The sequence below is a fragment of the Bacteroides sp. ET489 genome, from assembly GCF_030518095.1.
In the GTDB taxonomy this organism is placed as follows: domain Bacteria; phylum Bacteroidota; class Bacteroidia; order Bacteroidales; family Bacteroidaceae; genus Bacteroides; species Bacteroides ndongoniae.
In genome coordinates this window covers 26756-45535 of sequence record NZ_JAULLJ010000013.1, presented here as the reverse complement: position 1 = coordinate 45535, position 18780 = coordinate 26756, and the positions used below count along the sequence as shown (strand labels likewise).

Here is an 18780-nt window from a genome sequence, read left to right as displayed (position 1 = left end):
AATCGTTATTTTTTCCCTAACTTTGTCCCATAAATCAATAAAATACTCATCATGGCCGGCATCTACATACATATCCCGTTCTGCAAGACACGGTGCGTCTACTGCGACTTCTACTCCACCACCCAAAGCCAACTGAAGAAACGCTACATCCGAGCCCTGTGTCAGGAACTGCGCTCGCGGAAGGAGTACCTGAAAGGCGAACCGGTGCGAACCGTCTACTTTGGCGGCGGAACTCCCTCGCAACTCGACGAAGAAGACTTTGCCCTTGTATTCGAAACCCTCGAAGAAGTATACGGGCTGGGTGCCTGTGAAGAGATAACCCTCGAAGCCAACCCCGACGATCTGACTGACGACTATGTCGCCATGCTGCACAACCGGCTCCCCTTCAACCGCATCAGCATGGGCATACAGACGTTCGACGACGAAATGCTGCGTCTGCTGAACCGCCGCCACAACGCCAGCCAGGCCATTGAAGCCGTCGGACGCTGCCGGCGGGCAGGATTCGGAAACATCAGCATCGACCTCATCTACGGGCTGCCGGGCGAGACGGACCGCCGCTGGCAAGACGATCTGCAACAGGCTGTGGCTCTGGACGTGGAACACATCTCGGCCTACCACCTGACCTACGAAGAAGGTACACCGCTGTACGACATGCTGCAGGCTCACCGCGTCAGCCAGGTGGACGAGGACAGCAGCCTGCGCTTCTTCTCTGCCCTGACAGATACACTGGGCAAAGCGGGATACGTGCACTACGAAATATCCAACTTCTGCAAACCCGGCCGGCACTCGCGCCACAACACTTCCTACTGGCAAGGCATTCCCTATCTGGGCTGTGGCCCGTCGGCTCACTCGTTCGACGGCATCAGCCGCGAATGGAACGTATCGTCGCTGACGCAGTATATTGAAGGCATGGAAAGCGGCAACCGTCCGTTCGAAACGGAATACCGCGACACCGCCACCCGCTACAACGAGTGCGTCATGACCGCACTACGCACCATGTGGGGCATACCGATGGAGCAGTTACGGCAGGAATACGGCGAGAAGCTGTACCGATATTGCCTCGACATGGCCGCTCCCTACCTGACTGACGGCAAGCTGGAACTGAAAGACGGCTTTCTACGGCTGACGCGTCGGGGCATCTTCGTTTCGGACGGCATCATGAGCGACCTGATGTACGTGGACGACTGAATCCTGCTTTTTGTCGTCACCCTGGACTCCGCACACGCCACACGCATTTTCCGAACGGACAGTTGCCCGATGTTCGCAAAAACAATTACCTTTGCGTCCGAACCAACCAACCGACCATGACCGAACAGGAAGTCAGACGCTATTTGAGACAGATGAAGGAAGAAGACTCCGAACGAGCCTTCAAGGGCTTCTACGACCTGACTTACGACCGCCTGTTCCGCATAGCCTACTACTATGTCCGCGACGAAGACGCCGCTCAGGAGATAGTGCTCGACATCTTCATGCGCCTGTGGCAGATGCGCGACCGCCTGCCCGCAGTGAACAGCATCGAAGACTACTGCTTCATCCTCACCAAGAACACCTCACTCAACTATCTGGAGCGTGAAAACCGGCAAAGCCCCTTGCCTGCCGAACACCTGCCCGAACCGGCCGACACAGCCTCATCGCCCGAAGAGACGCTGATCAGCGAAGAACTTTTTGCCCGCTACGTCAAGGCACTGGACCGCCTGCCCCAGCGTTGCCGCGAAGTCTTTATCCGCATCCGCGAAGAGCGGCAAAGCTATGCACAAGTGGCCGAAGCATTGGGCATCAGCGTAAAGACAGTGGACGCACAACTGCAAAAAGCCACCACCCGCCTCAGAAAGATGCTGTTGCCCGACGAAGGCGATGAATAATACGCTAAATTAACTTTTATTACCACATCTCCAGTAGGGGATTTCCTGACAACTCACGTCTTTATAGCAAACAAGCTTACGTGGGCTTTGAGCCGTGCAAGTGTGGCTCGTGAGCCGTACAAGTGTCGAACGCGAGCCGTACAAGTGTTGCTCGCGAGCCGTGCAAGTGTGGCTCAAAGGCCCCGTAAGCAAGTGAAAAGAGATTTAATAACAAGCAGATAAACAGCTATTTAGATAAAACCAGAAGAGGAGCCCGATTGCTCCGATTCGCCTGACTATACATTTAATGTTTCTTTTACATATTTATAAACAACATGAAAACAATCTGCCAACTGACTATCGGAGCCATGTTGCTCCTGTCCGTGCTTGCCTCGTGCAGCAAAGACTCCAAGTATCCACACGATTACATCGGATTCGAAAAGCATAGCTTCGACTATGCCTTCGACCCAGGAAGGAGCAGCGAAGAACTGGATGTGAAAATCATCGCCGCCGACAAGAAAGATCAGGACCGCGAAGTAACAATCGAGGGCGTAACGCCTCCCGGCAAGAAACCCGTATTCAGCATCCCCGAAAAGAAGGTGGTGATTCGTGCCAAAAAGAAGTCGGCCAACGTACGCATCAAAATCTATCCCGAACGGATAGGCAAGCAAGGCACCCTGCGGTTGGTATGTACTCCGAAAGACAAAGAGGTGAAAAGTACGCAACTGATGATAAAGCTGAAGCCCAAAGGAAAGAAATGACAGAAGGAAAGGAAACGCCCCGACCGAAAGGGAACAGGCAGAGAAAAAACGGCTTTTTAAGATAAACGAAAAAAAAATCGCTCCGACAGTAGGGAATCCGGACGCAACCACTGTCTTTATAAGCAAAAAGAAAAAACAAGATGAAAGACCCGTTTGATAATCTGCTCGACCGTCTGGCCCGTTCCACCCGCTCGCCACGGGGAAGATATTCGGCCGACAACAGCTGGAAGATACTGGAAGACAGAATCTTCGCACACGCACACCGCCAACGCCGTTTCCGCCTCTGGCTGACGGGGGCGGCAGCCACCGTCCTGCTCTGCATAGCCGGATGGACGGCCTACGAAGCACTGCGCCCCGTGCCCATGCAGACGTTCTCTACCCTGGCCGAAGTACGCAACCTGACGCTGCCCGACGGCACGGAAGTGACGCTGAACCGGTATTCGTCGCTCACCTGCCCCAAACGCTTCGAACACGACCGGCGCGATGTACGCCTGCAGGGTGAAGCCTACTTCGAGGTAAGTAAGGATGCCCGACGCCCCTTCACCGTGGAAGCTGGCGGAATGGAAGTGCAGGTATTGGGTACTCATTTCAATGTGGAAGCCTATCCCGCCGATACCGAGGTAAGGACTACCCTGCTCGAAGGTTCCGTAGCTGTCAGCACCGACCGCGGCAAGAAACGCCTGTTACTGCAACCCAACGAAGCAGCCGTCTACAACCGCCATACCGGATTATTACGGCAGGAAGCCACTCCGACGGCCGACGACGAGATAGCCTGGAGCCGCGGACTCTTCCTCTTCCGCCAACAGACGTTGCAGGAGATCGCACGACAGCTATCCAACGCCTTCCGCACGCCCATCCGCATCGAAGACGCGCAACTGGCTACGTACCGTCTTACTGCCACCTTCGGCAGCGGTGAAAGTCTGACGGAGATACTCGACGTGTTGCAGCAGGCTGGCCATTTCGGCTACCGTGACGAAAGCGGAACCATCGTCATCAGCCCCCGACAGACAAAAGCCATCGAAAAACAATAATACATGAACATATATACAAAAACCAAACACTATGATTCAATCTAATTTCTTTCAACGCCACCACATCAGAGCCTTGCTTATGATGTGTGTGGTTCTGCTAAGCGTCCGGATGCAGGCACAAAGCTCCAATGCCCGGCTCACCATGGAAATACGCAACGCCACTTTGGAAAGTCTGGTAAAACGACTGGAAAACTCCACCGGATTCACCTTCGTCTACGGCGAGGAAGTACGGCTGAACGGCCGCATCAGCTTGCAAGTAAAGCAGCTCACCATCAGCGAACTGCTGGAACAGGCCTTCCGCGACCAGCCTGTGGAATTCTCCATCAACGGAAAGCACATCGTGCTGCGCAAGCGCGAAATGCCCAAGAAGAAGGAACGCCGCCGATTCACCATCAGCGGTTGCGTCACCGAGCAGGGGTCGGCAGAGACCCTCATCGGTGCCAACGTCACCGAAGGCCGATATGCCACCGGCACCTCGACCAACACCTTCGGCCTCTACTCGCTGACCCTCCCCGAAGGAGAGGTCAGCTTGACGTTTTCCTACCTGGGCTTCCGGCCGCAACAGAGCCGCTTTGTTCTGACACGCGATACGGTCATCAACATACAGCTGGCCGGCAACGTCGAGCTGCAGGAAGTAGTCATCACCTCACAACGCAAAGAAGCCGGCATCCAGTCTGCCAACACGGGTTCGCACGACATCCCCATCACACAGATACGCCACACGCCCTCCATCCTGGGCGAAGCCGACGTGCTGAAAACCCTGCAACTGATGCCGGGCGTACAGGCTGGTATGGAGGGATTTGCCGGCATGTATGTGCGTGGCGGTACGCCCGACCAGAACCTGGTGATGCTGGACGGCATCCCCGTCTACAACGCCGACCACCTGATGGGTGTCTTCTCGGTATTCACTCCCGAAGCCGTTAAGAATGTCAGCCTCTTCAAGAGCAGTTTTCCTGCGCGCTACGGCGGCCGTCTGTCGTCCATTGTCGATGTGCGCACCAACGACGGCGACCTGCACCAGTATCACGGTTCGCTAAGTATCGGCTCGCTGACAGACAAACTGCACCTCGAAGGCCCCATCCGCAAAGGCAAGACTTCCTTCTCGCTGAGCGGACGATTCATGCCCACCACACTGATTCCCAATGCAGTAAACACATCCGAGTCATATGGTACTCACATTTCCACCGATAAATACAACTATTACTTCTACGACCTGAATGCCAAACTGAATCACAAGTTCAACGACCGCAGCCGCCTCTTCTTAGGCTTTTACCGCGGCAAAGACCATTACCACTATTACAACGACGACAAGCCGACTGACTATTCATCCTCTCCGCAGCAATATTACACCAGCAAAGCCCGCCTGAACTGGGGTAACCTCATCGGCTATGCCCGCTGGAACTATGTATTCAGTCCCAAACTGTTTGGTAACGCCACCGTAGCGTACAACCAATACCGCATGACCCTACAAGAAGATACCGAAAACCGTAAAATACAGAACGGCAACACATTGGAACACCAAATCTATACATCAAAATTCCACTCGGGCATACGCGACTGGAGTGCTCGTATGGATTTCGACTATACGCCCTCTACAAGCCACCGCGTACGGTTCGGCTCCGAATTTATCCACCATCTGTTCAGTCCCGGTGTCTCCACCGCACACGAAGGGAACTACGGAACTTCCACCACACCGGCAGACACCACCTACCGAACCAGCATCAATCAGGCACAACGGGGTTTCGAACTCTCCCTTTATGCCGAAGACGACTGGGAACTGTCCGACCGGCTCAGCCTGAACTGGGGAGGACGCCTGACCCTCTTCCACACACAGGGTAAGAGCTATCTGTCGGCACAGCCCCGCCTCTCCCTGCGCTACGACCTGGGCAATGGTCTGGCAGCCAAAGCCTCGTATGCCCACATGGCACAATACGTACATCTGCTCTCGTCCACTCCCCTCTCTATGCCTACTGACTTGTGGGTACCCATCACCCGCAACATACGCCCCATGTACTCCAACCAATATGCTGCCGGACTCTACTACGACGGGCTGTCGGGTTGGGAATTCTCCGTAGAAGGCTACTACAAACAAATGCGCCACATTCTGGAGTATCAGGACGGCGTTTCCTTCTCCGGCAATTCCACCTATTGGGAAGAGAAAGTAGAGATGGGCGAAGGACGCTGTTACGGATTGGAAGTGATGGCACAGCGTACGGTGGGTAAAACAACCGGGTGGATTTCGTACACCCTCTCCAAAAGCGAACGCCGTTTCAAAGACGGTAGCATCAGCCAGGGACAATGGTTCCCGCACAAGTACGACCGCCGTCACAGTGTGAACCTCTGCCTGAACCACAAGTTCAGCGACCGCATCGATGTAGGTGCTTCGTGGATATTCTACACCGGAGGCTACATGACTGTACCCGAACGGCAAACCATCGTCATCAAGCCCGACGGTAGTATCGGTCAGGAAAACTACATTTCTCACCGGAACAACTATCAGCTTCCTCCCACCCACCGGCTGAACGTCGGCATCAACTTCAACAGGAAGACCAAACACGGTATGCGTACGTGGAACATCAGCATTTACAACCTTTACAATGCCATGAATCCCAACGTCGTATATACCAAACAAGAAAATATCTACGAAATTTTTGCTCCCGGAGAGATCATCACACAGGATACCAAAACCACCATCAAGAAGCTGACCATTCTGCCCTTGATTCCCTCGGTGACCTATACATACAGATTCTAACTCCTAAACATGAAAGATATGAAACATATTCCCTGCATATTGCAAATTATTCTGGTTACCTGCATCGCACTGACTGCATGTACCAACGAAATCCCTTACAACGAACAGGCTCGGGAACCTCAACTGATACTGAACGCCCAACTCACTGCCGACGCAAAAGAGAACTATGCCTACCTGCACCTCAGCGAAGGCAACCGTATCGGACGGGTGACACAAGGCAGTCTTACCTTATATATTAATGGAAAAACCGCTGAAACACCCGAAGAGATTTCGCCCGAAGAACTGTGCAGCGACCTGAAAGGGACGATAGACGACGAACAGTTCGAGCAACTGCTTCGTAATATCCACTTCAAGAAGTTCCGCATCACCTCCGAACTGCACCCGGGCGATCACATCCGCTTGGAGGCAATAGCCGAAAACGGAACTTACCATGCAAGCGCAGAAACCACCGTTCCCCGAGCCGTCGAAAGCCTGCAAGTGGATACAGCCCTGACCTATCTGCGCGAGTATGCAGGAGATGTACTTTATCGCCAGTATAAAATCACCCTGAAAGACCTGCCCGGCGAAAAAAACTACTACCGGCTGGACATCAGCCACGAACTACAGCAATTGGTGACATACTGGACCTATCGTTACGACGCAGGAGGAAATCTCGTAAAAGAACAACGCGACACCTTGCTAACCTCCGTCCCGATGCCCAAGATTATCAACCGCGAAGACATCATCCTGACCGATGGCCATCCCCACAACTACAACGACGAGGAGAATGAACTGTTTCCCACCACAAGAAACAAATACAACCTGTTTACCGACAATCGTTTTCCCGATGCATCGGCCACCTTGAAAGTCTATACGCCTACTTACCATACCGAACCGCCATACTTCCTCAACTACATCAACTACCACAACAGCCAGACCATTACCGTCAGCATCTATAGCCTTACCGAAGAACAATACCGCTACCAGAAGGCTCTGAACACACTCGATGACGAAAATTACGAAGAAGTTCTGATGGAACCCGTCAGTATCCCCACCAACGTTACGGGTGGACTGGGATTCGTCGGTGCCGATTCGCGCACACAGTTCGTCCTGCACATTCCCTGACAAGTATCAGGATGGTCTGACAAAAAGCCTAAAGAAGCAATACGGACATAGGATATTTCGGTAAAAAGGCCTACTTTTGTGCCCTCAATCTACTGAAACAAGAAATTATGTTTGTACTGATCATTATTGCACTCATGCTGGGCGGTGTAGGAACGGGCTATCTGTTGCGCCGCTGCAACACACGCCCCGTGGGCCGCATCATTACCATATTAATATGGTTGTTACTCTTCCTGCTGGGCACGGAAGTGGGGGGCAACCCGGACATCATCAACGGCCTGGGCACGTTGGGAGTAGAAGCACTGCTCATCACCCTGTTTGCCGTACTGGGCAGCAGTCTGGCAGCCTGGGGATTGTGGAACTACATCTGCCGGAAAGGAGGTAACGAAAAGTCATGAAAGGTAGTCTCATCATCATCGCCTTCTTCGTACTGGGCATTGTCTGCGGACACCAACACCTGCTGCCCGACAGCCTGAACGTAGCCGATCTCAGTTTCTACGCCCTCTGCGCACTGATGTTCTTTGTAGGTATCAGCGTGGGTTGCGACCCTAAAACCTTGCTGAGCTTCCGACAACTGAATCCACGTTTTGCCCTGCTACCGCTGATGACCATCGGCGGCACGCTGGCCGGATGCCTTGTCGTCTCACTACTGCTGCCCCACCGCAGCGCGGCTGACTGCTGTGCCATCGGTTCGGGCTTTGGATACTATTCGCTTTCCAGCATCATTATTACCGAATACAAAGGTCCTGCCATGGGCACCATTGCCCTGCTGAGCAACATTATGCGCGAAATCATTGCCCTGCTTGCCGCTCCACTGCTGGTACGCTGGTTCGGTAAACTGGCTCCCATCGCCGTAGGAGGTGCCACAACCATGGACACTACACTGCCCATCATCACCCGATACAGCGGCAAAGAGCTGGTAGTGGTATCTATATTCCATGGTTGCCTGACAGATTTTTCCGTAACCTTCCTTGTCACTTTATTCTGTTCGTTATAGGCAAACCTACTTTTGTCTTTTTGTAAGCGAAAAGCAGATATATTCCACCCATTAATGCTAAACGGCCTATAATATTACGTTCTTATTACAAAATATACGGAAAACAGTACGTTTTCACACATCAGAATTGATATAGGTCAAAAAAGAAGTGCCTTTCATACACTTTCTTTTTCATTTGTTTTTGTGTTATAAAACATGTCCATATATTTGCATCGGTAAAAAGAAAGACTAAGCGCTTAGAGTTTTTCAATAGGTATTAGAACAAGATTTTTTTAGGATAACAAAGTTTTTAGGATTAACAATTAAAAAAGTAGGTATTATGAAACGTTTTGGATTAACATTAGTGGCAGCATTCTGCTTGGCAGCTACAACTTTTGCAGCAGGCAATCAACCGACAACGGAAAAGAAGTGGGAAGGTTCCATCAATGTAAATACATTGAGCAAATACCTGAAGTTGACTCAAAGCCAGCATGAAAAAGTGGCAGACATTTGCAAATATTTCAAAAAGCAGATGACATTGGCCAACGAAGTAGCAGAAGATCAGGATGAAATGAGACGTAAAGCTGTTCAAGCCAACCTGAAACTGATGAAGGAAACTTTGGATGAAAAGCAATACGAAGAGTATGCAAAGGTTCTGAACACTACGTTGGAAAACAAAGGTATCGAAGTGAAGTAACACTTCACTCCGATAATTAAGGATGAAACTGATTTAACAATTCAAATAAAAAAGGCATCGGAGAGCAATTCTCCGGTGCCTTTTCTGATTAACGCTGCCACCATGATGGCAACGCAATCGTTCTAACCAGTCATATATTTACCTACATGTGTAGACAGAGCTACTTTCACAAGCAAAATCTGTCTTGCAGTTCTTTTTTGTATTTCTTCGAGACGAGCAGTTCGTCCACCTTGTCGAAAGGCGGATAAAGCAGACATTTACTGTCTTTTATAATCATCAGATAATCAATATTAATGATGTACGATTGATGTATCTGCACAAAACAGGGCGAATACTGGATAATCTGCTCGGCTGTCATTCCACGGCGCAATACAAGAGGTGGCTGCTGACTCAATATCACTTCCCACTGCTTACGCTCGGAACAGTAACGGAAAAAACCGATCTCGGCCGGATGCAATGCACGCATATCGTTTGTCGGAGTGAACACAATGAATGTCTGCCCGGCATGCAACGGAGTTCCTGCATACGGCACAATCCGGCTGTCCGCCTCTTTCTGACGTATAAACCTTTCCAGAATATCTTGAAGGTCCTGTTCTTCGAACGGTTTCAGCAAATAGTCGAAAGCCGACTCACGAATGGCCTGTATCATGTACTTGTCGTAAGCCGTATAAAAGACAACTTTCATATTCCAGGAAATCGAATCGCGTATGTCCTGCAGCAGTTCCATCCCTGTCATATCGGGCATCTCTACATCCAGGAACAACAGGTCGGGGCGTACTTTGGTGATGACCTTCTTTCCCTGCTTCCCGTTTCGGGCCACTCCCTCCACCTGGAAGCGGGTATCTTTGCGCAGGCTGAAGTCCAGATTCTCCAATGAAACGTCGTCATCGTCCACTATTACCACTCTAAATCTCTCCATAGCTTTCGTCGTTTTGTTGGGCGAATATAAATATTATATTTATTTCACACAAAAGCGCAAACGAAGAATGTGGACTATCCGGACGTTTATCGAGATTATCCAATCGAAAAACGTTACTAAGAAGACATTCTTAAATCGTATAGTCGTACTTGTCGGGAAGCAGGAAAGCGACTTCGCACCCTGTCTCGCCACTGTCGAGAAGAACATTGTGCACCGAAACGTCGATTGTTTCCTTGTTCTTCATGTTCAGAATCTGAATGGTCTGCATGATGACTTTCATACCGGTGCCCGTCCCCCGATTGCGACTGTTCGGACGGTAACCTCCACCGTTGTCAGTCACTTTGATACTGATGGCATTTGCCGTACGCGTTACGGTTATCCACAGCCGGCGTTCGCCTTCCTTGCCGCGCAAAGCATGCTTCACGGCATTCTCTACGGGAATCTGTATCAGCATGGAGGGGAGCATGACCTGTTCGGGATGCACATCGGGAGCCAAACTGATTTCGGGATAGAAAGCATCGCCCAGCGAACGGCGCTCCAGATCGATGTAAGTACGCACAAAGTCCAACTCTTCGGACAGAGTGACGCACAACTGCTCGGCCAATTCCAGATTGCGGCGCATCAGCTTGACCAGCGAAGCCAGTTCGTGTTTCTCTTCCTCCTTGCGTCCGGCCATTTCCTGATTGAGCACATTGAAGATGAAATGAGGCGAAAGCCGGTTGCGGATGTTCTCCAGACGAAGGGTAGAAACGGTACGACGACTTTCGACAAGCAGCAGAGCACGCTTCTTCTTGCTATACATATAAATAAAGACTATCACGAGGAAAGCCGCTCCGCACAAGGCAATCCAGATGATACGGGTCTGCCTTAGTTCGAGCACTTCGTTTTCCTTAGCCTGAATGAGCACTTTCTGCGACATCAGTGTAGAGTCCTGCTGATAACGCAGGGCAAGGTCGGCCGTACGCATCTTGACGTGTTCGTTGCGGATGGAGTCATCCAGTTCACGGTTCTTCTTCAGGTAATCGTAGGCCTTATGATAGTTTTGGGTCTGTTCGAAGTAGCGTTGCAGGTTGCGGTTGCGCACATGAATCAGGTCGGGGTAGACGTCGGGCGAAGTGACGCTCGAAGCCAGTACGCGGCGGGCGCCTTCCAGATCTTTCCGCAGCAGACAGAGGCTCATCTTCTGTGTATCGATGGCGTAAAGGGCGGCAGGCATTCCGTATTCCTTGAAAAAAGGCTCACACAAGTTGATATAAAGGGCTGCCGAATCGGGCTGTTGCAACGAAATGAAGCAATCGGCCAGGTTCAGCCACGTCAGGTTACGTTCGAACACCATTTCAGGATATTCCGTCGTCAGGTCTATCACGCGGCGGAAGTAGGTAAGGGCCGTTTCGTAATCGCCTCTGTAGTAATAGGACGTACCGCGGTTGTTCAGGTAGAAGTGTTTCTCGGTAGGCCTCATCTCGTCGAAATACCTGGCTGCCAGATTGTAGTAATGATCGCACTGTTCGAAGTCGCGCAGCCATACATAGATCTGCCCCAATCCGTAATAAATGGGATATTTCTGCGAGTCGGGCAGCTGAAGCGAATCGCACAGCAACAGAGCACGACGATACCAGGCCGCTCCCACGTCCAGCTTGCCTTGCTGGTTGCAGGCATCGGCCAGATTGATGAGGATGTCGGGCACGCTTTCCTTATGGTTACTCTGCATACGGAGCTCGTAAGCACGATGGTAGCAAGCTGCCGCCGAGTCCATATAACCTGTACGCACATAGATGTTGCCTTTGCTGTTGGAGCAGTCACTTGCCAGGTCGGCCAGTTGCGGCGAAGAAGGCTGACGGCTGATGAAGTCTTCGATTTGCCGCACCACAAGCCGTGCCGAGTCCATCTCGGAAGTAACCAGATAGGTTTTCAGCGCCATTGCCAGATAATTGTACCACGTCAGACTGTCGTGCGATGCCTGCATACCCCGCACTGCCTTGGCCCGCACTTCGTAAGGATGGGTCGAAACAGAATCGCCGTTCAAAGCCGAAAAGCGTTCGAACGTCCGCAGTTCGGAAGGGCGTCCTTCTTTCTCCCCGGAAGCACAGGCTGCCAGTGCCAGCAGGCAAAGCAGCAAAACGATATGGTACAAGCGTTTTATCATCTAATGGTCACCATTGTAGCACCGAATCCGTATTCCTGAAACGAAGCATCCTGCGCCTTACAGGAGGAATATTTGCGCTTCAGTTCGTCCAAAATAGCTTTGCGCAACACGCCGTCGCCCTTGCCGTGGATGAAGACGATGCGCTGTTCACGCTTGTTCTTATATTGTTCCATCACCTCACGGAACTTGTCGAGCTGGTAGTTCAGCATCTCACCGTTCGACATGCCGCGCGTGTCGTCCAACAGTTCGCCGATGTGCAAGTCCACCTCTACGATGCCATTCTTTCCGCCTTGCTTGGCTGCGGGCTGGTGTTTTTTGGGGGCATCGGCCGAACGTTTCTGCATCAGAGCTTCCTGAAGATCCTCGGCCGACACGTACACCTGACGGGCAGGTTGATCGTTGCGCACCACGTCGTATATCAGGGCAGGCGTTTCGAAGAAGTCGGTAGGCAGGAAAGTATGCAATTTGTAGAACTTCACCACATCGATACGCAGTTCCACACTGACTGCGGGCTTCAGCTGGAAGGAGCGACGGTCCTTGAAGGCCACGAGCTGCACGGCCACGCGTTCCAGGTCGTTGAGCGACGATTTTTCGAACTCTTCGAGCAGCAGCTTGGTGTTAGGCTCTATCAGTCCATGCTGGCGCACTGTCCATGCCTTTCCTTCAGCGCCCAGATAGGTGTAGTACAGGTAATAGTTACTATCATTCACCAGATAGCTTTCGAACGGAGTAGTGCTGACAGCCTTGATGTCTTCGGGCACAAAAGCCAGATAGACGTTCAGCACATCACCACCTTTCATCTCCGGCTGGCGGTAGACAGATATTTCGGGCTTTTCTACCCGATGCAGAGGCTGCTCGTAAGCCTGCTGCGACGCAGCGGGACGGGCGGGCTGCTCCTCGGCTTTCTTCCGTTCGGCCTTGGCAGCTTTTGAAGCGGGTGTGGGCACGTTATAGTCGTCGGTCTCAATCACCACCACTTCGCGTATGTGCATCGGGATGTCAAACCCGTCAGCATCTTCTACCAGTACAATGTCTTTACCTTGAAATCCGGTGACCTTTCCGCCACCAACTTCGCTCAGAAAGCGAACTTTATCTCCTATTTTTATCATGTCTTTTCTGTTTAGTCATTCGGTTTCCTTGTGGCAAAGATAGTGAAAGGTGAGCGCAGAGACAAATGAAAACCAAAGTTTTCAATTTGGCTATGCCGAACCGCATCCTATCTTATCTAAAGATACGTAAATATCACTAAAATGACACGAGATACCCCCAAGACAAGTGTTTCTGCAAAGGAATGTCCTTAAAAGCCATACGTCACCGCCTTGTTACAACCCAGTCCGCTGTTTCTATCCTGCACAATCGTTCTATCCACGCAGGAAGTTACATCTCGCGCGCCGGGATATACATCCCACGTGCTGAGATATGCATCCCACGTGCTGAGATATACATCCCGGCGCGCGAGATATAAAGAAAGTAAAAGAAAAAAGGATTCATCGAACGGTGAAGACACATCTAGCAGCTGAGAGAATAGTAGGTTAGGACATAATGGGAGGCAGAAATAAACAAGGGATGACGTTTCACAACGCCATCCCTTTACCTTTTCAAAACCTCATCTTCTTTTCTTTTCACGCTCCAAAGAAAAGAAAACGCAACTTTAGGAGAGAGTCTGCTATTTCCTTACCCATACAATGTCTGTCACCGCCCATCCGGTTCCCGTAGGAGTTCCTTGCTCGTCGGTGATACTATAATAGAATCCGTCCACATGCTGTCCTGCCCAGGTTCCGTTGTCCTGGAATGTAAGCGTCATAAGTCCTGTCTCCTGATTGAAAGCAACCGGGGCTACATATTCAATTTTCGTATCCCATGACAGTCTTCCGGCCTTATCGTATGCACACAGTACGATGTTCCGTTTGGCATCGTAAGCTCCCAACACCTGATTGAAGCGGATGACGAACTTACCGTTCTCGTAACTGATTTTATAAGGACCATCAAAAATACTTCCTTTGGGATACACGTTATACACCAACGGAGTTGCCGATTCTTCCAGCCGGCATGTGCCGTATGATTGCTGCACACCATCTACCGAACGGAAGCAATCGAATTCACCCTCCATGTTGAACTGCGAATATGTGTACTGCATCTTGTATACCTTCCCGGCACTGACAGTCAGCGTTGCAGAACGGATTCCCGTAGGAGATCCCGGGGGAAAATCGGCTATATTGACCGTCAGTTGTTCACCTTCCAGTTGATAAGTCAGCCAATCGGCCGAACTTTCAATCTGAATTTCATTAGCCGATTTTAGATGAAATGTCAACTGTTCTCCATTCTTACCCAAAGCTCGGCCTTCAATGTCCGAAATAGGAACATCTCCCATCTGATAGATGGCAACTTGAGTACTTCCCGATGCTGACTGAAGAGAGATGACGGCCGTCCGGCTCGACTCACTCTGATTGGGAGCAACTTTCAACTGAATCACATTCCCACTGGCAGTAGCCTGACACCAGTTGACAGAACTGGTTGCAGTAACAGGATCTGCGGAATTCACTTCGATCGTTCCTTCTCCGCCGAAGCAGTCATAAGAAACATCGGACTTCACAACTTTCAAAGTGGCTTGTACTGTTTCATCGTCGTCGGAGCATCCTACAAATCCGATGCAACATGCCATTAACAACAAAGTATATATTTTCTTTATCATACGTTTTTCAGTTATTTGGTTTACCATTTTTCTGTTCATAGGTTGCCAACCGTACAAAGCCGGCAACCTAAGATTTCAGCAGCGTATCAGTCATGCTTAAGCAAAGTGATGTGAGCAAAGCGCGACTCTCCATATGCCCTGTATTCTCCCGGTTGTCCCCACAAAATCATACCCGTAGTGGCTTCTTCACGTCGGCCATCGTCTACAAACCGATACAAATTAGGATTATCTGCATCACGTTCGCCGTACATACCATATCGGAAATCGGTTCCTCCCCAAGTAAGGCGGCCACTCTCGGCATTCCATACAGACAGATAATTGCCACTTCCGTCGAGCAACTGCTGGTTGAGCAATTCCATGCGCGGAGTCTTCACCCCATCGACTACCGGCTCGGCATACGTCATGATAACATCAATCGGAAGCATTCCTTTGATGATATAGTTTTGTTTATACGCTCCAATTGTAAGTTCGATTTCCAACGACGAAGCTCCATAATAGCCATTATACTTCATAGTATACTTGCCCAGATATTGCGTATAGTCCTCCATATTCGGGTCGTAACGGAACGGAATAGTCTGTCCTTCGTATTCGAAAGCCTGATCGGTAAACGACCATCCAAAAGAATCTACTTCTTTGCCCCCTATCAGCAGAGGCGAATAAAAACGGATACCAGTCGACGTAAACAAATACGCAGCACTCTGCAATTCCTCAGTACCGATCTGAGCAGAAAGTTTACGGTCGGACGGGAAAGACAAGCTGACCGACTGTCCGTTGATAGTGCCCGACGCACCTTCTACTCCAAACAATGAGTTATAGTCATCTCTGATTTTCTGCACAGCAGTCAGATAACTTTCGGCCGATTCCTCCATACGTATCATCCTCATGACGTTCTTGGTCTTCTTGCCCTTCAAGATGATTTCATTGTCAGAATGCCCCATGATGATAAACTCGTAATCGCCTTCATATCCTTTTCCCAATCCGGCACCTTCCTGCTTGTCAGGATCGGCAAAGTAATGGATAATGGAATTATAGGTATCAAAATTCAACGTAGGCCCCATGTCCGAACCCATGGAATAAAGACTGGTCTCCGTGTACGACGGACTACTGGCAGTTTCGCCGGCGGCAGTCACTTCTTTCTCCGTAAACTTCAGAATCATGTTATAGCCTCCGTAAGCCTGGGTAGCCGAAGGAAAATACTCCAGCCTCCAGCCCTGTTCCGAACTGACCAACAGATCACGGCAGGCCTTAATTTCTTCGTTGATACGCTGTTGGGCCGGCTTGTCGAAAAGGTCGTCCACTTCAGGAGCACAAGCCTGAAACAATCCTGCCATTAAAAGTATGATATATAAAAGTTTGTTTTTCATAACTTCAGTTTTTAGTGTTATACATTCGTTATCCGACAATCATCAGGGCAGTGCATTGATATCCATACGCTGCAGTTCGTCGCAGCGCCGGTCAATCGCCGCACGCAGCTTGTCCATATCAATCTGGAAATTGGTACGCATGTAATCTTTTACAATGCCCAGCTTCGTTTGTATAATGGCCCATCCTTCTGCTCCGGCACCTTCCTCCAGCGCTTTCCATTGAGCATCGGTCCAAGTCAGGAAACAGGCTGTCATTTCAGCAATATCCTCACCCGGCTGGCTGCTGCCGTAAGCAGTAACAAAACCAAAGGGCGCATAATCGGCCATGTCGTGACGGTTGTTCCATCCGGAGGGCGAATAATGTCCTTCGCTCAGGTCGTTGTACTCAACAGGATATTCCTTGGTCTGATGCAGAATGTGAGCAAATTCATGATGCATAGTCTTGAAAAACATTTCGTTCAGGTCGGCAATGTCGGTAGGATCAAGCCAGTTTCCGCCTACCAGTGTCACCTTCAAGCCGCCTTCCGCGTAACCCAAAGTAATGGTACCGTTGGGATTCCACTGACGCGAACCGACCAGATGAATGATTTTGGGAGCGTATTGCCGCGTGAAGTTGATGCCACCTATCTCATCGTAAGCCTCGAACCACACATGCTTCACAATACGTGCCATCTGTACAGCCAGATCGTACTCAATAGGAACCAAGTTATTGCTCAAACTCGATTCAATGTCCTCCATCCTGTATTTGAAGTCTACATTGTAAGGATACAGGTAGTTATTGTCCAGCCAGATGTCCAGTTCGTTCTTTTCCATTTCCACTTCGTCATCAAAGATGCTGGTGGGATTCAGGTCTTCTTCGCTGCATGCGCCACAAAGCATGGCACTCAAGAGCAGAAATAATAAGGAATATTTCAGTTTCATAATCGTAATCTGTTTATATATCGTTATGTTTTGCTAAAAAAGTCATCTTGGATTGGGAGTCATATCGCCCGGGGCAAACAATACCTCTTGCGGTATCTGAATGGCTTTGCGCGGATCGTCCGGCAACAGGGTCAAAGGCTCTCCATTATAGATGTTGTGCTGATAGGAAATACCATAGCGCTTGATGTCCATCCAGCGGATACCTTCGTGCAGACCTTCTACCCGGCGTGCATGGAGTACGGCATGAATCAGATAAGTCTGTTCTTCCGTATAGGTAACGCCTGTATGCAGTTCCTTCACATTGGCATTGGGGTTGCCTTTGCTGTCGGTAGCCTTGTAGAAGTCGATAATCTGCTGGGCACTGCAGGCCGAAATACCTTTTTTCATGTACCAGTAAGACAGGTCGGTAGCGGCAGCTTCATACTCCTGCTTCAGCACGTGTGCCTCGGCACGGCAGAGCAACGTTTCGTCGGTAGTGAAAGCGGGAATGACAACGTGCGGCTGTCCGGTCTGGGCTATCTGGTTGGTGATTTCGAAGATTTCGGTCATCTTCGGGATGAAATAGCTCATGTAATTGTAATGGAACACCGTGTTGTAAACAGTCAGCTGCTTGTTTCCGGGGAAGTAAGACCACGCCAGCTGCGAACGGAAAATGTCGTTGGTGATGCCGTAACGCTGGTTACCTACACGTCCGTAAAGCGAACGGTTGGTTATCAGCAGCAGGTTTGCCGGTTCGTCAGCACTGATATAACCGTAAGTCCATTCCTTGGTGGTGGTAAACTTGTCATATCCGTTCAGGTTTCTCAATACGCTTGTCGGATCGGTTCCGATAGCTTTGGTTGCATATGCGATAACCTTATCGTAATCTTTTCCGTAAAACAGGTTGAAACGTGCCGCAAAAGCATAAGCCGCTTTTTCGTTAAAGTGATACATAGGGACATTGAAAGTGATTCCGGCTACCAACGGCAATGCTTCTTCAATATCTTCGTTGATTTTACGATAAGTATCCTCCAGCGTACCACGTTCGTAAACCACGCCTACCGATTCCTCGGGAGCAGTAATATAAGGAATACCCAGTTCGTTGGCAGCAGTGCGTTCGTTATAAGCCATGCAGAACGTATTGGCCAGCATAAAATGTCCGTAAGCACGGCACAACAGTGCTTCCCCTTTGTAAGGCAGGCACTCGGCCGGTGTACCCATCTCCTCAATGGCACTCAAAGCCTGATTGGCCGAAGCAATAGCACGGTAATTGGCATCCCAGACTTCCTGCGGACTATCCCAGTCAGACTCTACGGCATCTTTCCACATATACGACTCAATGGCCAGGTTCATCGGACTGGAGTACATGTCACCATTGTCGGCATAGTTGTCGGACATGAATTCGAACATAATGGTAGGATGCAGTGTAGGATAAGCAGACAGCAGGATATCCCTTACCTTAGTGGGGGTATTGATTTCCGTACGTTTGTCGGGCATAGTGTCGAGAAAACTGTCGCAAGACTGCATGCTTCCCATCAAGCCGGCAACGCCTAATGCAAATAATATATTTTTTGTTTTCATGATAGATAACTGTTAATGG

Annotated in this window: 16 protein-coding genes; 9 read left to right on the top strand and 7 right to left on the bottom strand. The window is 50.3% G+C overall.

The features are described 5' to 3' along the window. Positions 1-51: 51 nt before the first annotated feature. The 9 genes from hemW to Q3C19_RS09280 all read left to right on the top strand — a co-directional run bounded on the left by hemW (position 52) and on the right by Q3C19_RS09280 (position 9159). Entirely contained in the window at positions 52-1188 is a 1137-nt protein-coding gene (gene hemW / locus Q3C19_RS09320; protein ID WP_302728872.1) for a radical SAM family heme chaperone HemW, read from the top strand. Between the two features lie 116 nt (positions 1189-1304). Then, the gene (locus tag Q3C19_RS09315) at positions 1305-1862 is read left to right on the top strand and encodes an RNA polymerase sigma-70 factor (protein WP_302728870.1); all 558 of its coding nucleotides are present in this window, start codon (positions 1305-1307) and stop codon (positions 1860-1862) included. A gap of 314 nt (positions 1863-2176) precedes the next feature. Then, positions 2177-2602 (top strand): hypothetical protein, encoded by a 426-nt coding sequence (locus tag Q3C19_RS09310; protein ID WP_277122098.1) that lies wholly within the window; start codon positions 2177-2179, stop codon positions 2600-2602. A gap of 140 nt (positions 2603-2742) precedes the next feature. Then, a complete protein-coding gene (locus Q3C19_RS09305; RefSeq protein WP_302728867.1) occupies positions 2743-3633 on the top strand; it encodes a FecR family protein in 891 nt (296 codons plus the stop codon). A gap of 82 nt (positions 3634-3715) precedes the next feature. Continuing rightward, positions 3716-6385 carry a TonB-dependent receptor gene (locus Q3C19_RS09300; RefSeq protein ID WP_302728925.1) on the top strand — a complete coding sequence of 890 codons (2670 nt, stop codon included), beginning with the start codon at positions 3716-3718 and terminating at the stop codon, positions 6383-6385. Between the two features lie 18 nt (positions 6386-6403). Beyond that, positions 6404-7489 (top strand): DUF4249 domain-containing protein, encoded by a 1086-nt coding sequence (locus Q3C19_RS09295; protein ID WP_302728865.1) that lies wholly within the window; start codon positions 6404-6406, stop codon positions 7487-7489. A 107-nt stretch (positions 7490-7596) separates the two neighbouring features. Further along, positions 7597-7884, top strand: coding sequence for a LysO family transporter (locus Q3C19_RS09290; protein WP_302728863.1), 288 nt, complete (start codon positions 7597-7599; stop codon positions 7882-7884). Continuing rightward, entirely contained in the window at positions 7881-8483 is a 603-nt protein-coding gene (locus tag Q3C19_RS09285; RefSeq protein WP_071150520.1) for a lysine exporter LysO family protein, read from the top strand. The genes Q3C19_RS09290 and Q3C19_RS09285 overlap by 4 nt, the downstream gene beginning before the upstream one ends. Positions 8484-8802: 319 nt before the next feature. Next, a complete protein-coding gene (locus Q3C19_RS09280; protein ID WP_022163785.1) occupies positions 8803-9159 on the top strand; it encodes a hypothetical protein in 357 nt (118 codons plus the stop codon). Between the two features lie 166 nt (positions 9160-9325). Here Q3C19_RS09280 and Q3C19_RS09275 read toward each other — a convergent pair whose 3' ends face one another. The 7 genes from Q3C19_RS09275 to Q3C19_RS09245 form a co-directional block, all read right to left on the bottom strand. Beyond that, positions 9326-10078: a LytTR family DNA-binding domain-containing protein gene (locus Q3C19_RS09275; RefSeq protein WP_302728860.1), complete on the bottom strand. Its 753-nt coding sequence runs from the start codon at positions 10076-10078 to the stop codon at positions 9326-9328. 130 nt (positions 10079-10208) lie between these two features. Then, on the bottom strand, positions 10209-12224 hold the full coding sequence (locus Q3C19_RS09270; RefSeq protein WP_302728858.1) for a histidine kinase: 2016 nt from the start codon (positions 12222-12224) through the stop codon (positions 10209-10211). Beyond that, entirely contained in the window at positions 12221-13330 is a 1110-nt protein-coding gene (locus Q3C19_RS09265) for a DUF2027 domain-containing protein (protein ID WP_302728923.1), read from the bottom strand. Before Q3C19_RS09265 ends, Q3C19_RS09270 begins: the two co-directional genes overlap by 4 nt. A 560-nt stretch (positions 13331-13890) precedes the next feature. Next, positions 13891-14916 (bottom strand): BACON domain-containing protein, encoded by a 1026-nt coding sequence (locus Q3C19_RS09260; RefSeq protein WP_302728856.1) that lies wholly within the window; start codon positions 14914-14916, stop codon positions 13891-13893. A gap of 86 nt (positions 14917-15002) precedes the next feature. Beyond that, positions 15003-16280 (bottom strand): DUF4302 domain-containing protein, encoded by a 1278-nt coding sequence (locus Q3C19_RS09255; RefSeq protein ID WP_302728854.1) that lies wholly within the window; start codon positions 16278-16280, stop codon positions 15003-15005. A 42-nt stretch (positions 16281-16322) separates the two neighbouring features. Then, complete coding sequence (locus tag Q3C19_RS09250) at positions 16323-17201, bottom strand: putative zinc-binding metallopeptidase (RefSeq protein ID WP_022163779.1); 879 nt, start codon at positions 17199-17201, stop codon at positions 16323-16325. A gap of 42 nt (positions 17202-17243) precedes the next feature. Further along, entirely contained in the window at positions 17244-18761 is a 1518-nt protein-coding gene (locus Q3C19_RS09245) for a RagB/SusD family nutrient uptake outer membrane protein (protein ID WP_302728851.1), read from the bottom strand. Positions 18762-18780: the final 19 nt, after the last annotated feature.

Excerpts from the sequence above, each read along its gene's own strand:
- hemW (WP_302728872.1), top strand. The coding sequence starts at position 52 with ATGGCCGGCATCTACATACATATCCCGTTCTGCAAGACACGGTGCGTC.
- Q3C19_RS09315 (WP_302728870.1), top strand. The coding sequence starts at position 1,305 with ATGACCGAACAGGAAGTCAGACGCTATTTGAGACAGATGAAGGAAGAA.
- Q3C19_RS09310 (WP_277122098.1), top strand. The coding sequence starts at position 2,177 with ATGAAAACAATCTGCCAACTGACTATCGGAGCCATGTTGCTCCTGTCC.
- Q3C19_RS09305 (WP_302728867.1), top strand. The coding sequence starts at position 2,743 with ATGAAAGACCCGTTTGATAATCTGCTCGACCGTCTGGCCCGTTCCACC.
- Q3C19_RS09300 (WP_302728925.1), top strand. The coding sequence starts at position 3,716 with ATGTGTGTGGTTCTGCTAAGCGTCCGGATGCAGGCACAAAGCTCCAAT.
- Q3C19_RS09295 (WP_302728865.1), top strand. The coding sequence starts at position 6,404 with ATGAAACATATTCCCTGCATATTGCAAATTATTCTGGTTACCTGCATC.
- Q3C19_RS09290 (WP_302728863.1), top strand. The coding sequence starts at position 7,597 with ATGTTTGTACTGATCATTATTGCACTCATGCTGGGCGGTGTAGGAACG.
- Q3C19_RS09285 (WP_071150520.1), top strand. The coding sequence starts at position 7,881 with ATGAAAGGTAGTCTCATCATCATCGCCTTCTTCGTACTGGGCATTGTC.
- Q3C19_RS09280 (WP_022163785.1), top strand. The coding sequence starts at position 8,803 with ATGAAACGTTTTGGATTAACATTAGTGGCAGCATTCTGCTTGGCAGCT.
- Q3C19_RS09275 (WP_302728860.1), bottom strand. The coding sequence starts at position 10,078 with ATGGAGAGATTTAGAGTGGTAATAGTGGACGATGACGACGTTTCATTG.
- Q3C19_RS09270 (WP_302728858.1), bottom strand. The coding sequence starts at position 12,224 with ATGATAAAACGCTTGTACCATATCGTTTTGCTGCTTTGCCTGCTGGCA.
- Q3C19_RS09260 (WP_302728856.1), bottom strand. The coding sequence starts at position 14,916 with ATGATAAAGAAAATATATACTTTGTTGTTAATGGCATGTTGCATCGGA.
- Q3C19_RS09255 (WP_302728854.1), bottom strand. The coding sequence starts at position 16,280 with ATGAAAAACAAACTTTTATATATCATACTTTTAATGGCAGGATTGTTT.
- Q3C19_RS09250 (WP_022163779.1), bottom strand. The coding sequence starts at position 17,201 with ATGAAACTGAAATATTCCTTATTATTTCTGCTCTTGAGTGCCATGCTT.
- Q3C19_RS09245 (WP_302728851.1), bottom strand. The coding sequence starts at position 18,761 with ATGAAAACAAAAAATATATTATTTGCATTAGGCGTTGCCGGCTTGATG.